Source organism: Delftia sp. SD018 (assembly GCF_017355445.1).
GTDB lineage: Bacteria > Pseudomonadota > Gammaproteobacteria > Burkholderiales > Burkholderiaceae_C > Comamonas > Comamonas acidovorans.
In genome coordinates this window covers 99,206-114,523 of sequence record NZ_JADDRN010000022.1, presented here as the reverse complement: position 1 = coordinate 114,523, position 15,318 = coordinate 99,206, and the positions used below count along the sequence as shown (strand labels likewise).

Below are 15,318 nucleotides of genomic sequence, written 5' to 3'. Positions count from 1 at the left end.
ATGCAGGAAACGGGGAAACAGGCAGAGCAGCCAAAACGGACATCCCAAAAAAAGAGAGCGCTGACGCGCTCTCTTTTTATTCCCGCACCCGGATGCAACATCCGGCGCAGTTTCCTGGGGCCAATTCCGCTAGCATTGACGTTAACGTCAACGTCGCATTCCCATGGCCGCCGGCTGTGGATGCTGGCGGACTCTCCAGCCATGTCGACTACCTACACCATCAGCGATCTTGCCAAGGAGTTCGATCTCACGACCCGAGCCATCCGCTTCTATGAAGACATGGGCTTGCTTGAGCCCGAGCGCGCCGGGCCTGGCGGGCGCAATCGCGTCTACAGCGCGCGTGATCGCACACGTCTTCGCCTGACCTTGCGGGCCAAGCGGCTGGGACTGTCTCTGAACGAAGCCAAGGAGATCATCGATCTCTACGACAGCCCCCGCGACACGGGCGTGCAACTGCGCAAATTCCTGGAAGTGCTGACTGTGCATCGCCGCCAGCTCGAGGACCGCCTGGCCGATCTGCAGGCCAACCTGGCCGAGGTGCGAGAGCAGGAATCCGAGGCCCGCACTCTGTTGAAACACCTGGATGGGAAAAATGCTTCATAATTGACGTTTACGTAAACGTAATTTGTGAGGCTTGCCTTGACCGTGCTCCGCCTGGAACCTGCCAACAGCGACTTTGCCCGCCGTGTGCGAGACAGTTTTGCACGCCAGGGCGCGATGCACACCCTGGGCGCCGAGCTGTCCCTGCTGGAGCCCGGCGCCGTCGATGTCTGCCTGGACTGGGCGCCCGGGCTGACGCAGCAGCATGGCTTTTTGCATGCTGGCATGGTTTCCACGGCGCTGGATTCCGCCTGCGGCTATGCAGGGCTGAACCTGATGCCGGCCGATGCTGCCGTGCTCACCATCGAATTCAAGATCAATCTGCTGGCCCCCGCCAAGGGCCAGCGCTTTCGCATGGAAGGCCGGGTGATCAAGCCGGGCCGCACGATCATCGTGACCGAGGGGCGCGCCTACGCCATCGACGAAGGCCGCGAAAAACTGATTGCCACCATGGGCTGCACGCTGATGTGCGTGCAGGGCCGCGATCTGGCCGACTGAGCCGGGCGGCGTTCTTTCACCAAATTTCCACAGGAGACACGAGATGAGCCTTTCCAACCTGCCGGGCCTGAACTTCCAACTGGGCGAGGACATCGACGCGCTGCGCGATGCCGTGCGCGAGTTCGCACAGGCCGAGATTGCACCGCGCGCCGGCGAGATCGACCGCGACGACCAGTTCCCCATGGACCTGTGGCGCAAGTTTGGCGATCTTGGCGTGTTGGGCATCACCGTGTCCGAGCAGTACGGCGGCGCCAACATGGGCTACCTGGCCCACATGGTGGCGATGGAGGAAATCTCGCGTGCCAGTGCCTCGGTGGGCCTGTCTTATGGCGCGCACAGCAATCTTTGCGTGAACCAGATCAACCGAAACGGCAACGAGGCGCAAAAGGCCAAGTACCTGCCCAAGCTGATCAGCGGCGAGCATGTGGGCGCGCTGGCCATGAGCGAGCCCGGCGCTGGCTCGGACGTGATCAGCATGAAGCTCAAGGCCGAGGACAAGGGTGGCTACTTCCTGCTCAACGGCACCAAGATGTGGATCACCAATGGTCCCGATGCCGACACCCTGGTGGTCTACGCCAAGACCGAGCCCGAGCTGAACGCCCGCGGCGTGACTGCCTTCCTGATCGAGAAGGGCATGAAGGGCTTTTCCATTGCCCAGAAGCTGGACAAGCTGGGCATGCGTGGCAGCCACACGGGCGAGCTGGTGTTCGAGAACGTCGAGGTACCGGCCGAGAACGTGCTGGGCGGCCTGAACAACGGCGCCAAGGTGCTGATGAGCGGCCTGGACTACGAGCGTGCCGTGCTGACCGGCGGGCCGCTGGGCATCATGCAGTCGGTGATGGACAACGTCGTGCCCTACATCCATGACCGCAAGCAGTTCGGCCAGAGCATTGGCGAGTTCCAGCTCATTCAGGGCAAGGTGGCGGACATGTACACCGTGCTGCAAGCGGGTCGCTCATTTGCCTATACGGTCGCCAAAAACCTCGATTTGCTGGGAACGGAGCATGTTCGCCAGGTCCGCAAGGACTGTGCCAGCGTCATCCTGTGGTGCGCCGAGAAGGCGACATGGATGGCCGGCGAAGGCGTTCAAATCTATGGAGGTAATGGGTATATCAACGAATACCCACTGGGTCGCCTCTGGCGGGATGCGAAACTCTACGAGATCGGCGCCGGCACCAGCGAGATCCGTCGCATGCTGATCGGCCGCGAGCTGTTCGCAGAGACCTGCTGATCCCGCACCCGCCTGCCGCGCCGTTCTTGAGTTTGACCCAACAAAAGGATTGCTTATGAGCACAACCTCCATCGAAGAACTGTTTGTCCATAACCGCGAATGGGCCCAGCAGATGGAGCGTGACCGGCCCGGTTTCTTCACCGGGCTGTTGTCGCAGCAAAAACCCCGCTACATGTGGATCGGCTGTTCCGACAGCCGCGTCCCTGCGAACCAGATCACGGGCCTGGAGCCCGGCGAGGTGTTCGTGCACCGCAACGTGGCCAACGTGGTCGTGCCCAGCGACCTGAACTGCCTGTCCACCATCCAGTACGCGGTGGACCAGCTCAAGGTCGAGCACCTGATGGTCGTGGGCCACTATGGCTGCGGCGGCGTGCTGGCGGCACTGGAGGATGTGCGCGTGGGCCTGGCCGACAACTGGATCCGCCATGTGAAGGATGTGCGCGACAAGCACCAGGCGCTGCTGGCCAGCCTGTCCCCGCAATGGCGCCACGATGCGCTGTGCGAACTCAATGCCATCGAGCAGGTGATCAATGTGGCGCAGAGCACGGTGATGCAGGATGCCTGGGCGCGCGGCCAGAAGGTCACGCTGCACGGCTGGTGCTATGGCCTCAAGGACGGCCTGATCACCAATCTGCAGATGACCGTGCCCGGTGTCGGCGGCATCGCCAACATCCATGCCGAGGCTGTCGAGCTGGTCGCCAGCCGCCAGCGCGACTGAGCGGCCGTGGCAGGCGGGACCCCGGGAGACTTCATGCCGATGCCTGCCCAGGACACCCTGCTTGCCCATGACATCGCGCGGGCGATGATGGATGGCTTCAATCGCCATTACCGCCTGTTCCGCGCCGAATCCGCCCGCGCCAAGCACCGCTTCGAAACCGCCGACTGGCTGGGTCAGCAGCGTGCCCAGCGCGAGCGCATCGAGTTCTACGACCTGCGCGTGCGCGAATGCGTGCGCCGGCTTGAAAAGGAATTTGCGGCCGGCGCCCAGCCCATGCCGGTCTGGCAGCAGATCAAGCGCCACTACATCGGGCTCATGGTCAACCACCTGCAGCCGGAGCTGGCCGAGACCTTCTTCAACTCGGTCACCACCAAGATCCTGCACCGCACGCATTTCCACAACGATTTCATCTTCGTGCGGCCCGCCGTCAGCACGGAATACATAGAGAACCAGGAGCCGGCTGCGCGCCCGGCCTACCTGGCCTTCTACCCCACGCGCGAGACGCTGCCGCAGACGCTGCGCGAAGTCGTGGAGCAATTCGCGCTGCAGCGCCCCTTCGAGGACCTGGAGCGCGACATCGCCCGCCTGGCCGAGCGCCTGGAGCCGCAGCTGCAGGCCATGCGCCTGTACGCCAACTTCCAGATCCAGGTGCTGTCCAGCCTGTTTTTCCGCAACAAGGGCGCCTACATCGTCGGCAAGATCATCAACGGCTTTGCCGAGCTGTCCTGGGCCGTGCCCATCCTGCACGGCGACAACGGCCGGCTGGTGCTGCATGCGGCCCTTTTCGGCGAGAAGGACTTCCACGGCCTGTTCAGCTTTGCGCGCGCCTACTTCATGGTCGATACCGACGTGCCCAGCGCCTACGTGCAGTTCCTGCGCAGCCTCATGCCGCGCAAGCCGCGCGCCGAGCTGTACAACGCCCTGGGCCTGGCCAAGCAGGGCAAGACGCTGTTCTACCGCGACTTCCTGCACCACCTGCGGCATTCGCGCGACCAGTTCCGCATCGCGCCCGGCATCAAGGGCATGGTCATGCTGGTGTTCGACCTGCCCAGCTTTCCCTATGTGTTCAAGCTCATCAAGGACCGCTTCGCCGCGCCCAAGGAGATCACGCGCGAACAGGTCAAGGCCAAGTACCGCCTGGTCAAGCAGCACGACCGCGTGGGGCGCATGGCCGACACGCTGGAGTACAGCCTGGTGGCCTTCCCCCGCGAGCGCTTTTCGGATGCGCTGATCGCCGAGATCCTGGAGCATGCGCCCAGCCAGGTCGAGATCAGCGACCGCGACGGCGATGGCCGGCAGGAGGTCATCATCTCCCACCTCTACATAGAGCGGCGCATGGTGCCGCTGAACATGCTGCTGCAGGAGTGCTTCGATGACGGGCTGGACCTGCCGGCACCGCGGCAGCGCCTGGAGAGCGCCGTGATCGAGTACGGCAATGCCATCAAGGATCTGGTCGCGGCCAATATCTTCCCGGGCGACATGCTGTGGAAGAACTTCGGCATCACGCGCGGCGGCAAGGTGGTGTTCTACGACTACGACGAGATCGAATACCTGACCGACTGCCACTTCCGCCAGGTGCCCGCGCCGCGCAACGAGGAGGACGAGCTCAGCGGCGAGGTCTGGTACCCCGTGGGCCCGCGCGATGTGTTCCCGGAAACCTTCGCGCCCTTTCTGCTGGGCAACCCGGCCGTGCGCGAAGTCTTCATGCGCCACCATGCCGACCTGCTCGACCCCGCCTTCTGGCAGGCGCATCAGCAGCGCATCCGCGAAGGCCATGTCCACGATGTCTTCCCCTACGAGCGCAGCCGCTGGCTGGCCTGACCCGTTTTCCCTTTCTTTCACCATCACGACACCCCAGGAGACAAGCATGCAAGACCCCATCGTCATCGTCGGCGCAGCCCGCACCCCCATGGGCGCCTTCCAGGGCGACTTCGCCGACCTCGCGGCCCATGATCTGGGCGGCGCTGCCATCAAGGCGGCCGTGCAGCGCGCGGGCGTGGCGCCCGAGAAAGTGGACGAAGTGCTGTTCGGCAACTGCCTGATGGCGGGCCAGGGCCAGGCGCCCGCCCGCCAGGCCGGCTTCAAGGGCGGCCTGCCGCGCAGCACGGGCGCCGTGACCCTGTCCAAGATGTGTGGTGCCGGCATGGAGGCCACCATCCTGGCGCACGACCAGCTGGTCGCAGGCAGCCGCGATGTCGTGGTCTCCGGCGGCATGGAAAGCATGACCAATGCACCCTACCTGCTCAAGAAGGGCCGTGGCGGCTACCGCATGGGTCACGACAAGGTCTATGACCACATGATGCTCGACGGCCTGGAGGACGCCTACGAGCCTGGCCGCTCCATGGGCACTTTTGGCGAGGACTGCGCCGCCAAATACCACTTCACGCGCGAGCAGCAGGACGCCTACGCCATCGAAAGCGTCAAGCGCGCCCAGGCGGCCACTGAAAGTGGCGCCTTCGCCGCCGAGATCACGCCCGTCACCGTCTCCACGCGCAAGGGCGACGTCACGGTCAGCATCGACGAAGGCCCGGCCAAGGCCAAGCTGGACAAGATTTCCAGCCTCAAGCCCGCCTTCAAGAAGGACGGCACGATCACGGCCGCATCGAGCTCCAGCATCAACGACGGCGCCGCCGCCCTGGTGCTGATGCGCGAGTCCACGGCCAAGGAACTGGGCTGCAAGCCGCTGGCGCGCATCGTTGCCCATGCCACGCATGCCCAGGAGCCCGAATGGTTCACCACGGCCCCCGTGGGCGCCACGCAGAAGGCCCTCAAGAAGGCCGGCTGGACGGCGGCGGACGTGGACCTGTGGGAAGTCAACGAAGCCTTTGCCGTCGTGCCCATGGCCCTGATGGCCGAGCTGGGCGTGCCGCGCGACAAGGTCAACGTCAACGGAGGCGCCTGTGCGCTGGGCCACCCCATTGGCGCCAGCGGTGCGCGCATCCTGGTCACGCTGCTGCACGCCCTGCAGGCGCGCGGCGGCAAGCGCGGCCTGGCCACGCTGTGCATAGGCGGCGGCGAGGGAACAGCCATGGCGATAGAACTCGTCTAAGCTCGGGTCCTTCGGGCGCATCGCCTGCCTGCCTCATCGAGCCCTCCACACCATGATTACCAGCGAAGAACAGTTGCGCAGCCTGTATGCCATGCCGGCCGAAAGGGCCTTGCTCAAGCAGCAGGTGGACCTGGACCGGCACTGCCTGCGCTTCATCGCGCTGTCGCCGCTGTGCATCGTGGCCACGGGGGGCGGGGCGGGCGCGATGATGGATGCCTCGCCGCGCGGCGGCAAGCCGGGCTTCATCAAGGCGCCCGACAACCAGACGCTGCTGATCCCCGATTCGGGCGGCAACAACCGCCTGGACAGCTTCAGCAACCTGATCGCCGATCCGCGCATCGGCCTGCTGTTCATGGTGCCGGGTTTCGACGAGACCCTGCGCGTCAACGGCGTGGCCAAGCTGCGCGACGAGGCCCATTACACGGCGCTGTTCGCCAGCGAAGGCTTCCGGCCCAAGATCGTTCTGGAGATCCAGGTGCAGGAGGCCTATCTGCACTGTGCCAAGGCCCTGATGCGCGCCCGGCTCTGGAAGCCAGAGTCCCAGGTGTCGCGCAACGTCATGCCCTCGGTGAACCAGATGGTCCACCAGCAGATCGGCCTGCCTGCGCCCACCGAGACGCAGGAGGCCATGGTCGAGCGCTACGAAAAACAGATCGCGGACGAGCAGGGCCGCTGACCGCATTCCATTTGAAAGGTCGAAAGACATGGCAGTCACTCTGGTGTTGGGCGCCTCGCGCGGGCTTGGTTTTGCCTTGGTGGAGGCCTATGCGGCCCAGGGCCGCAGCGTGGTCGCCACGGTGCGCAGCGAGGCCGACCGCGAGCGCGTCGAGGCCACGGGCGCCAAGGTGCTGCTGGTGGATGTGGCCGACCCGGCCAGCGTCAGCGGCCTGGCCTGGCAGCTCGACGGCGAGAAGATCGAGCTGGCGCTGTACGTGGCCGGAGTGTGGGATGCCCACAGCTCGGCCACGCCGCCCACGCGCGAGCAGTTCGACCGCGTCATGCACACCAATGTGCTGGGCGCCATGCAGGTGCTGCCCCAGGTGGCGCCGCTGGTCGAGGCGGCGGGCGGCGTGTTCGGCCTGTTCTCCAGCCAGATGTCGCTGCTGGCCGACGCCGAATCCGACGCCTGGCTCTACCGCGTCAGCAAGGCTGCGCTCAACATGGTCGTGGCCAGCGCACAGCCGCAATGGCCGGGCGCCACCGTGGTCGCGCTGGACCCGGGCTGGGTGCAGACCGACATGGGTGGCGCGGCTGCCACCTTCACCGTGGAGCAAAGCGTGCAGGGCCTGGTGCGCACGCTGGCCGGCGTCACGCCGGCCGACCGGGGCCGCATGCTGCGGCATGACGGGCAGCGCATCGCCTGGTAGATCCGACGGCAGATCCGGCCAGCGCAACGGACAACGAACAACGAAACAAGAATCAGGAGACAAGACATGCTGCTCAACGCAGACCAGGAAATGATCCGTGACGCGGTGCGCGACTTCGTGCGCACCGAAATCACGCCCCATGCCGCACGCTGGGACAAGGAACACCACTTTCCCAAGAACGTGCACCAGGGCCTGGCGGCGCTGGGCGCCTACGGCATCTGCGTGCCCGAGGAATACGGCGGCGCCGGCCTTGACTACCTGAGCCTGGCCCTGGTGCTGGAGGAAATCGCAGCCGGCGACGGCGGCACCAGCACGGTGATCAGCGTCACCAACTGCCCCGTCAACGCCATCCTCATGCGCTACGGCAGCGAGGCGCAAAAGCAGCAATGGCTGGCGCCGCTGGCGCGCGGCGAGATGCTGGGCGCCTTCTGCCTGACCGAGCCGCATGTGGGCTCGGATGCCTCGGCGCTGCGCACCACGGCCACGCGCGACGGCAGCGACTACGTGATCAACGGCGTCAAGCAGTTCATCACCAGTGGCAAGAACGGCGACGTGGCCATCGTCATCGCCGTCACCGACAAGGCGGCGGGCAAGCGCGGCATGAGCGCCTTCATCGTTCCGACCTCCGCACCCGGCTACCAGGTGCTGCGGCTGGAGGACAAGCTGGGCCAGCACAGTTCGGACACGGCCCAGATCCAGTTCGAGGGCTGCCGCATCCCCGCCGCCAACCTCATCGGCGCCGAGGGCGAGGGCTACAAGATTGCGCTGTCGGCGCTGGAAGGCGGGCGCATAGGCATTGCCGCGCAAAGCGTGGGCATGGCGCGTGCGGCCTTCGATTGCGCGCTGCAGTACTCCAAGGAGCGCGAGAGCTTCGGCCAACCCATCTTCAACCACCAGGCCGTGGGCTTTCGCCTGGCCGACTGCGCCACGCAGATCGAGGCCGCGCGCCAGCTGATCTGGCATGCGGCCAGCCTGCGCGATGCCGGCCTGCCCTGCCTCAAGGAAGCGGCCATGGCCAAGCTGTTCGCCAGCGAAATGGCCGAGCGCGTGTGCAGCGCCGCCATCCAGACCCTGGGCGGCTATGGCGTGGTCAGCGACTTCCCCGTGGAACGCATCTACCGCGACGTGCGCGTCTGCCAGATCTACGAGGGCACGAGCGACGTGCAGAAAATTCTCATCCAGCGCGCCCTGGCCTGAGGCCAATCCCCCACGCTGCGGGTCGGGCCGGATGGCCCTGACACCCGCAGGGCTTAGCATGGAGCATCGCCGGCACGGCGCCCGAGAGAGGCGGGCAGCCGTTTTCGGCAGGTTTGTGACCACCTTCGCAGGAGATCCCGACATGCCCATCGCTTCCGTCAACGGCCAGAACCTGTACTACGAGGACACGGGCGGGAGAGGCCCGGTCCTGGTGTTTTCGCACGGGCTGCTCATGGACCACACCATGTTCGCTCCCCAGGTCCAGGCACTGCAAGGGCGCTTTCGCTGCATCAGCTGGGACGAGCGCGGCCATGGCCAGACGGCAGACCCCGAGCAGTGCGCACCCTTCGACTACTACGACTCGGCCGACGACCTGGCCGCCCTGCTCGAGCACCTGGGCGTGGAGCGCGCGGTGCTGGTGGGCATGTCGCAGGGCGGCTACCTGTCGCTGCGTTGCGCGCTCATCCACCCCGAGATCGTGCGCGCGCTGGTGCTGATCGACACCCAGGCCATGCTGGAAGACCCCGAGCAGATGCCCCACCACGAAGCCTTGCTGCGCGCCTGGATGGAGCATGGCCTCAGCGACGACATGGCGACCACGGTGGAGCGCACCATCCTGGGCCAGGGCTGGAGCGGCGCGGCGGCCTGGCGTGCCAAATGGAAGAAGGCCACGCCCATCAACCTGGGGCAGAGCTTTCTGGCGCTGGCCCAGCGCGATGACATCAGCCCGCGCCTGCCCGACATCCATGTGCCGGCCCTGGTCATCCATGGCACGGACGACACCGCCATCGCGCCCGACCGTGCACGCGCTATGGCCAAGGCCTTGCCCAGGGCGCAGTGGGTGGAGGTGCCGGGTGCCGGCCATGCGGCCAACCTCACGCATCCGCAGCCCGTGAACCTGGCCATCGAGCGCTTCCTGGAGCAGCTCGACTGACAGGGCCTGCCGGGCAGGGGGTCAGACCGGCGGATCGCCGTCGTTCTCGCTGTCGCGGCGGCGCAGGACGACGGTGATGCTGCCGTCGGTCTCCAGCGTGGCGCGCTCCACCTCGCGCAGGTGCAGGCAGCCGCCCGCTCGCAGCGCGGCCTCGATATCGTCGCGCGTGATGCGTTCCTCGCGCATCAGGTCCTTGTTCAGGTGTCCGTCCCTGATCAGGGCCTTGGCCTTGCCGTCGATGAGCCGCTCCAGCGCGGGAAAGCGAAAGGTCAGCCAGGACAGCAGCAGATGGCACAGGATCAGCGTGGAGGCCGAGACCATGCCGCCGATCAGCGAGTTGTCCCCGGCATTCATGGAGTTCTGCACCGCATTCGACAGGATGAGCAGCAGCACCAGGTCGAACGGCGCGTACTGCCCCGTCTGGCGCCGCCCGGTCAGGCGCAGGAACACCAGCAAAAACAGGTAGACGGCCACGCCGCGCACCACGAACTCCCACCACGGGACCGACATTGAAAACATGGGCTCTCCTTACAGGCCCGAGGGCCCGCGGTCAGTATCATGGCCCGCCTGTCCTCCATCAAGAACCCGGTCGCAGCAAGGCGGCCGTGACTGACATGCATTCCTGCTCCCGCGCCGTCCTCCCCCAAGTTCCGCAAGTTTCGCAAGTTCCGCAGGGCCAGCCGCTATGAGCGCTGCCGCCACCTCCCCGGCCTGTCCCTGCGGCCAGCACGATGCCAAGGGCCGTCCCCTGGCCTTCGATGCCTGCTGCGGCCGCTACCTGGACCATTTCGATGACTGCCCTGCGCCCGACGCCCAGGCGTTGATGCGCTCGCGCTACAGCGCCTTCGTGCGCGAGGACGCCGCCTATCTGCTGGCCACCTGGCACGCCAGCCAGCGGCCCGCCTCGCTGGACTTCGAGCCTTCAGCACGCTGGCTGGGGCTGGCGGTCAAGGACTTCAGAAGCACCGGCGAGGACAGCGCCGAGGTGGAATTTGTCGCGCGCTACCGCGTGGGCGGCCGCGCCGTGCGCCTGCATGAGCGCAGCCGTTTCGTGCGCGAAGCCGGGCGCTGGCTCTACGTGGATGGCGACCAGTTCTGAACACGGCGGCGGCCCTGCGGAGCCGCTGTGGAAACTGCAGCAGCGCCAGCGGCTGCTGCTGTCCATCGCATCGCGGGGCTCGTCCGAGGCGGCGGCCCTCATCATCCCCGGCATCGTGGTCTGGCTGCAGCGGCACGAAACGGGCGCCTTCCAGGTGCCGCTGCTGCTGTGGTGGCTGGGCATGGCGTTCATGGCCTGCGTCTTCGTCGGGTTGCGGCGCCAGTTGCGCCGGGACCTGGGTGCTGCCGTGCCATCGGCCGAGTTGCCAGCGCGGCTGCAGCGCTGGGAGCGCGTGATGGGCCGCATGGCCCTGCTCAACGCCGGTTCCTGGGCGCTGGCGATACCGCTGACCCATGGCAGCGGCCATGAATTCCGGCTTTTCATCTATCTGGTGCTGTGCGGCGTCGTGGCCTCGGCCGCCACCTTCCTGGCGCCGGCGGCTGCCGTGTTCAAGCGCTTCTTCGGCGTGCTGTACGGCGCCATGCTGCTGGCCGTGGTCTGGTACTTCCCGAACAGGGGCCTGTACCTGCTGCCGCTGCTCATGCTGTATGGCGCCACCATCGCGCGCCATGCCTGGGGGGCGCGCCAGCTCATGCAGCAGCAATGGGCGCAGGAGCGTGACCGCCAGCTGCTGGCCGAGCGCTACCTGGCCGCCAAGGAGCAGGCCGAACAGGCGCTGGAGGCCAAGAGCCGCTTCCTGTCGGCCGCCAGCCATGATCTGCGCCAGCCGCTGCATGCCCTGGGCCTGCTGGTGGAAACCGCCCGCCAGCGCAATGCCGACGGCGCACTGGCAGGCGTGCTTGACGATGCCCAGGCCTGTGCCCAGTCGCTGGGCACCATGTGCAACGACCTGCTGGACCTGTCGCGGCTGGAGAACGGCACCTGGGAGCTGCGCGCCCAGGTGATGGACCTGCGCATTCTGCTGGGCGATGCCACGCGCCTGTTCGCGGCCGAGGCGCGCCAGCGCGGGCTGGTGCTGCGCTGGCGCGTGGCGCGCGGCATGGACAGCCTGGTGCGTGCCGACGAGGCCCTGCTGCGCCAGATGGTGTTCAACCTGCTGCACAACGCCCTGCGCTACACCCAGCGCGGCGGGGTGCTGCTGGCCGCCCGCGTGCACGGCGGGGGCTGGCGCATCGAGGTCTGGGACACGGGCCTGGGCATTGCGGCCGAAGACCGGCCCCATGTCTTCGCACCGCACTTTCGCGCGCGCTCAGGCCAGGCGGCCCGGCGCGCGGCCCAGCCTGCGGCCGACCACCTGCCCGGCGTGAGCAGCCAGGGCCTGGGCCTGGCCGTCGTGGCCGCAGCCGCCCGCCGCATGGGCGTGGAGCACGGCCTGCTGTCCACGCCAGGGCGGGGGTCCTGCTTCTGGCTGCAATTGCCGTCCAGCCTGAATGTGCAGGCGGCCTTGCCGCAGTCCGAGGGATCGTCCGAAGGACCGCAGGCGCAGGCGCAGGCGCAGGCGCAGGCGCAGGCGCAGTCCCGGCCGCCCCTGCTCCAGGGCCGGTGCTGGGTGGTCGATGACGATGCGCAGGTGGCGCGGGCCCTGGCCGGCCTGCTGCGCGATTGGGGGCTGCAGGTGGATGTGGCTGCCACGGGCCGCGAGGTGGCCGACTGGCTGGCGGCGGGGCAGCACCCCGATTTCGTGCTGTGCGACCACCATCTGGCCCGGGGCGAGAACGGCTTTGCGCTGCTGCAGAACGTGCTGGCGCAAGCGCCGCAGGCGGCGGGCGCCCTGCTCAGTGGCGAGCCGTCACCGGCGCTGGAGCAGGAGGCGCAGGAACTGGGCTATCTGCTGCTGCGCAAGCCCGTGGACCCGCTGGCGCTGCTGGCCCTGCTTCAGCGCAGGCTGGCCGTGGCCGGCGCCTGAACCGTATCGGTCGGCGGCACGGAGGGCGGCAGCTCCAGCGCAATGCCCTGCATGCGCGTGATGGCGTCGATGCGGCTGTGCACGCCCAGGCGCTGCAGGGCGCCCGCCACATGCTCCTTGACCGTGTGCGGCGACAGGTGCAGCAACTGCGCAATGCTGGGATTGGGCAGACCGCGCAGCACCAGGTCCAGCACCTGGGCCTGGCGCGGGGTGAGGCCCAGCTCGGCCGCCGTCATGCGGATGGCATGGGCGCCGCCCGGTGACTGCGGCGCCAGCGGGGCGGCGGGGAACCAGGTCTCGCCGCGCAGCAGGGCCGCCACGGCCTGCTGCAGCACCTGCGGCGGCTGCGACTTGAGCACAAAGCCATGGGCCCCCGCCGCGCGTGCCTTCAGGGCAATCGCGCCATGCGTGTCGCCGCTGGTCATGAGCACGCGGCAGGCGGGCGCCAGCGTGCGGATTTCGCGCACCACGTCCGTGCCCGCGCTGGCACCCAGCCAGAAATCCACGATGGCCAGATGCGGCGATCCCCTGCCGGCCATGCACTGCAGGCCTTCACCCGCATCGGCCACGGCATGGACTTCGGACAGGCCGAATTGTTTCAGGAACTCGGACACGCCCATGGCCGTCAGCGGGTGGTCGTCGATCACCAGGGCATAGCGCCCCGATTGGAGACAGGAGGAATCGGTCAGGAGGGGATGGCTGTGCATGGTCCGCGCGAAGGCATGTCGAAAGGGCTGGAGCGCCAGGGCGCGCCCGGATACACCTTGCGCACATCGTAACGATTACCCCCCGGCCGGGGGGTGACCGGATGTCGGCCAACTCCCCAAAATCGCCGCCGATGCCCTGAGATTCCGCATGGAACGGGCACGTATTCAACGAGAAGGGGAGATAGTCATGAAGATGGTACAGCTCACGCGCCGCAGTGCGGCATTGATGCTTCTGGGAACCCTGGCCGCCTGTGGCGGCGGCGGTGGTGGTGGATTGGGAGAACCGGGCGGCGGAGATCCTGGCAATGGCGGAAATCCCGGCAACCCCGGCACGCCCGGCAACCCCGGCGGCGGCACGACGACCCCGGTGACCGGCCAGTACCGCATGGAGACGGCTGCCGAAAACTTCGACGCGGCCCTGTCCGCCATGAACACGCTGGGGGCGCAAGGCTATGCCTTCACCTACAGCCTGGCCTCGGGCGGCACGACCTTTCCCGTTCCCATCGGTGACTTCTACGTCACCGACACGGCCCACACCGGCACGCGCCTGGACTACCGCATGGTGGCCGACGTGGCGGGCGTCTCGGCCCTGGTGGCCCAGCTCAATGCGCAGGGTGCGCAGGGCTACCTGTACAAGTCGGGCATGGCGTTCCCCAGCAGCACGCAGGACCTGCGCAACCTCTATGTGCGCAGCAGCAGCGCCGCCGCCACCTACAGCTACGAGACGCGCCCCGCCGTGGGTGCGCTGGACACGTCCGGCTTCACGCAGCAACTGGCCGAGATGAGCGGCCGGGGTTTCCGCTACACGGGTCCGCTGATCTCGGGCGACGAGATGTTCAACCTCTACGTCAAGGACTCCAAGGCACCGGCCTTCGAGTACGCGGTGTTCGCCCTGGCCGCGCCCTTCGGCATGGCCAACGGCGCGGCGCTGAAGCAGCGCCTGGACGAGATGGGTGCCAAGGGCCACCTGCTGCGCGGCGCCCTGGTGCTGCGCGGCAATACCGAAGGCGTGCAGCTGTACGAAAAGAGCGGCGACCAGCAGGGCGCCATCGAGTACCGCCTCGAATCCGTGTCCAACAACGCCAGCCTCGCGCAGCGCCTGGAGCAGTTCAACCGCAACGCGGCCGAAGGCTTTTTCGCCTTCGGCGATGTGGTTACCGACGATGGCCAGTTCCATTCCATCTCGGTGCGCAACGTCAAGCGCATGGTGCATCCGCTGGCCGGTGCCTCCTTCCCCTGAGCAGGGCAAAGGCATGCGCGGCCGGCGCATAATCCGGCCATTTTCCGCAGCAAGGGCGCCCCAGGGCGCCCTTGCTCAGTTTGTTTCGAGAATCCATCCATGACTGCTTTCGAGGCCGTGCTCTTCGACTGTGACGGCGTGCTCGTCGACAGTGAATCCATCACCAACCGCGTGCTGTGCACCATGCTCAATGAATCGGGCTGGCCCATCAGCACCGAGGAATGCCTGCGCGAATTCATCGGCAAGACCGTGCGCAGCCAGGCCGCGCTGATCGAGGCGCGCACCGGCAAGCCGCTGACCGACGCATGGATGGCCGCCTTCTACGAGCGCCGCAACGCCGCGCTGCGCGCCGAGCTGGTGGCCATAGACGGCGCGCTGTCCGCCGTCAGCGAATCCCATGCGCTGTGCGCTGGCCGCATCGCCTGCGCCTCGGGCGCGGACCGCGCCAAGGTGGAGATGCAGCTGGCCCAGGTCGGCATGGCCCCGTATTTCGAGGGCCGCGTCTTCAGCGGCCATGAGCTGCCGCGCAGCAAGCCCTTCCCCGATGTGTACCTGGCCGCCGCCGCCGCCCTGGGCGTGGAGCCGGCGCGCTGCCTGGTCATCGAGGACACGGTGACCGGCGTCACCGCCGGCGTGGCCGCAGGCGCCACGGTCTGGGGCTACTTCCCGGCCGACCAGGGCCACGCATCGGCCGAGCAACTGCTCGAAGCCGGCGCCAGCTGCGTGTTCGGCGACATGGGCGAGCTGCCCGCCATGCTGCGCGCCATCGGGCAGGCCAGCGCCAGCGCCAGCGCTTGAGCCTGAGCCGGCC

At 67.3% G+C, this 15,318-nt stretch carries 16 protein-coding genes; 14 read left to right on the top strand and 2 right to left on the bottom strand.

The features are described from left to right. The first annotated feature begins 201 nt into the window (after positions 1–201). The 10 genes from INR38_RS20830 to INR38_RS20785 all read left to right on the top strand — a co-directional run bounded on the left by INR38_RS20830 (position 202) and on the right by INR38_RS20785 (position 9,594). Positions 202–603: a MerR family DNA-binding transcriptional regulator gene (locus tag INR38_RS20830; protein ID WP_207442756.1), complete on the top strand. Its 402-nt coding sequence runs from the start codon at positions 202–204 to the stop codon at positions 601–603. A gap of 36 nt (positions 604–639) precedes the next feature. Continuing rightward, complete coding sequence (locus tag INR38_RS20825) at positions 640–1,098, top strand: PaaI family thioesterase (RefSeq protein WP_207442755.1); 459 nt, start codon at positions 640–642, stop codon at positions 1,096–1,098. A gap of 43 nt (positions 1,099–1,141) precedes the next feature. Further along, positions 1,142–2,329 (top strand): isovaleryl-CoA dehydrogenase, encoded by a 1,188-nt coding sequence (locus INR38_RS20820; protein WP_034397421.1) that lies wholly within the window; start codon positions 1,142–1,144, stop codon positions 2,327–2,329. Between the two features lie 55 nt (positions 2,330–2,384). Continuing rightward, entirely contained in the window at positions 2,385–3,047 is a 663-nt protein-coding gene (can, locus tag INR38_RS20815) for a carbonate dehydratase (RefSeq protein ID WP_012207787.1), read from the top strand. A gap of 33 nt (positions 3,048–3,080) precedes the next feature. After that, the gene (gene aceK, locus INR38_RS20810) at positions 3,081–4,868 is read left to right on the top strand and encodes a bifunctional isocitrate dehydrogenase kinase/phosphatase (protein ID WP_013800382.1); all 1,788 of its coding nucleotides are present in this window, start codon (positions 3,081–3,083) and stop codon (positions 4,866–4,868) included. 46 nt (positions 4,869–4,914) lie between these two features. Further along, entirely contained in the window at positions 4,915–6,096 is a 1,182-nt protein-coding gene (locus INR38_RS20805; protein ID WP_012207785.1) for an acetyl-CoA C-acyltransferase, read from the top strand. A gap of 52 nt (positions 6,097–6,148) precedes the next feature. Further along, positions 6,149–6,772 (top strand): pyridoxamine 5'-phosphate oxidase family protein, encoded by a 624-nt coding sequence (locus tag INR38_RS20800; RefSeq protein WP_034397418.1) that lies wholly within the window; start codon positions 6,149–6,151, stop codon positions 6,770–6,772. A 28-nt stretch (positions 6,773–6,800) separates the two neighbouring features. Beyond that, the gene (locus INR38_RS20795; protein WP_013800385.1) at positions 6,801–7,463 is read left to right on the top strand and encodes an SDR family oxidoreductase; all 663 of its coding nucleotides are present in this window, start codon (positions 6,801–6,803) and stop codon (positions 7,461–7,463) included. 66 nt (positions 7,464–7,529) lie between these two features. Beyond that, positions 7,530–8,660, top strand: coding sequence for an acyl-CoA dehydrogenase family protein (locus INR38_RS20790; protein ID WP_034397414.1), 1,131 nt, complete (start codon positions 7,530–7,532; stop codon positions 8,658–8,660). A gap of 142 nt (positions 8,661–8,802) precedes the next feature. Further along, positions 8,803–9,594, top strand: coding sequence for an alpha/beta hydrolase (locus INR38_RS20785; RefSeq protein ID WP_013800386.1), 792 nt, complete (start codon positions 8,803–8,805; stop codon positions 9,592–9,594). Between the two features lie 21 nt (positions 9,595–9,615). Here INR38_RS20785 and INR38_RS20780 read toward each other — a convergent pair whose 3' ends face one another. Then, the gene (locus tag INR38_RS20780) at positions 9,616–10,113 is read right to left on the bottom strand and encodes a YetF domain-containing protein (protein ID WP_012207780.1); all 498 of its coding nucleotides are present in this window, start codon (positions 10,111–10,113) and stop codon (positions 9,616–9,618) included. Between the two features lie 166 nt (positions 10,114–10,279). On the opposite strand from INR38_RS20780, the gene INR38_RS20775 reads away from it, so the two are divergent. Further along, positions 10,280–10,693 (top strand): YchJ family metal-binding protein, encoded by a 414-nt coding sequence (locus INR38_RS20775; protein ID WP_202758806.1) that lies wholly within the window; start codon positions 10,280–10,282, stop codon positions 10,691–10,693. After that, entirely contained in the window at positions 10,677–12,560 is a 1,884-nt protein-coding gene (locus INR38_RS20770; RefSeq protein ID WP_207442754.1) for a hybrid sensor histidine kinase/response regulator, read from the top strand. Before INR38_RS20775 ends, INR38_RS20770 begins: the two co-directional genes overlap by 17 nt. Here INR38_RS20770 and INR38_RS20765 read toward each other — a convergent pair. Continuing rightward, complete coding sequence (locus INR38_RS20765) at positions 12,530–13,267, bottom strand: response regulator transcription factor (protein WP_012207777.1); 738 nt, start codon at positions 13,265–13,267, stop codon at positions 12,530–12,532. The genes INR38_RS20770 and INR38_RS20765 overlap by 31 nt on opposite strands. Positions 13,268–13,454: 187 nt before the next feature. Between INR38_RS20765 and INR38_RS20760 the strand changes: the two genes are divergently transcribed. Both INR38_RS20760 and INR38_RS20755 read left to right on the top strand, forming a co-directional pair. After that, positions 13,455–14,507, top strand: a complete 1,053-nt coding sequence (locus INR38_RS20760; protein ID WP_207442753.1) for a hypothetical protein — start codon at positions 13,455–13,457, stop codon at positions 14,505–14,507. Between the two features lie 99 nt (positions 14,508–14,606). Beyond that, positions 14,607–15,305, top strand: coding sequence for an HAD family phosphatase (locus INR38_RS20755; protein ID WP_013800390.1), 699 nt, complete (start codon positions 14,607–14,609; stop codon positions 15,303–15,305). Positions 15,306–15,318: the final 13 nt, after the last annotated feature.

Coding starts and splice junctions, on each gene's coding strand:
- INR38_RS20830 (WP_207442756.1), top strand. CDS start 202: ATGTCGACTACCTACACCATCAGCGATCTTGCCAAGGAGTTCGATCTC.
- INR38_RS20820 (WP_034397421.1), top strand. CDS start 1,142: ATGAGCCTTTCCAACCTGCCGGGCCTGAACTTCCAACTGGGCGAGGAC.
- can (WP_012207787.1), top strand. CDS start 2,385: ATGAGCACAACCTCCATCGAAGAACTGTTTGTCCATAACCGCGAATGG.
- aceK (WP_013800382.1), top strand. CDS start 3,081: ATGCCGATGCCTGCCCAGGACACCCTGCTTGCCCATGACATCGCGCGG.
- INR38_RS20805 (WP_012207785.1), top strand. CDS start 4,915: ATGCAAGACCCCATCGTCATCGTCGGCGCAGCCCGCACCCCCATGGGC.
- INR38_RS20800 (WP_034397418.1), top strand. CDS start 6,149: ATGATTACCAGCGAAGAACAGTTGCGCAGCCTGTATGCCATGCCGGCC.
- INR38_RS20795 (WP_013800385.1), top strand. CDS start 6,801: ATGGCAGTCACTCTGGTGTTGGGCGCCTCGCGCGGGCTTGGTTTTGCC.
- INR38_RS20790 (WP_034397414.1), top strand. CDS start 7,530: ATGCTGCTCAACGCAGACCAGGAAATGATCCGTGACGCGGTGCGCGAC.
- INR38_RS20785 (WP_013800386.1), top strand. CDS start 8,803: ATGCCCATCGCTTCCGTCAACGGCCAGAACCTGTACTACGAGGACACG.
- INR38_RS20780 (WP_012207780.1), bottom strand. CDS start 10,113: ATGTTTTCAATGTCGGTCCCGTGGTGGGAGTTCGTGGTGCGCGGCGTG.
- INR38_RS20775 (WP_202758806.1), top strand. CDS start 10,280: ATGAGCGCTGCCGCCACCTCCCCGGCCTGTCCCTGCGGCCAGCACGAT.
- INR38_RS20770 (WP_207442754.1), top strand. CDS start 10,677: ATGGCGACCAGTTCTGAACACGGCGGCGGCCCTGCGGAGCCGCTGTGG.
- INR38_RS20765 (WP_012207777.1), bottom strand. CDS start 13,267: ATGCACAGCCATCCCCTCCTGACCGATTCCTCCTGTCTCCAATCGGGG.
- INR38_RS20760 (WP_207442753.1), top strand. CDS start 13,455: ATGAAGATGGTACAGCTCACGCGCCGCAGTGCGGCATTGATGCTTCTG.
- INR38_RS20755 (WP_013800390.1), top strand. CDS start 14,607: ATGACTGCTTTCGAGGCCGTGCTCTTCGACTGTGACGGCGTGCTCGTC.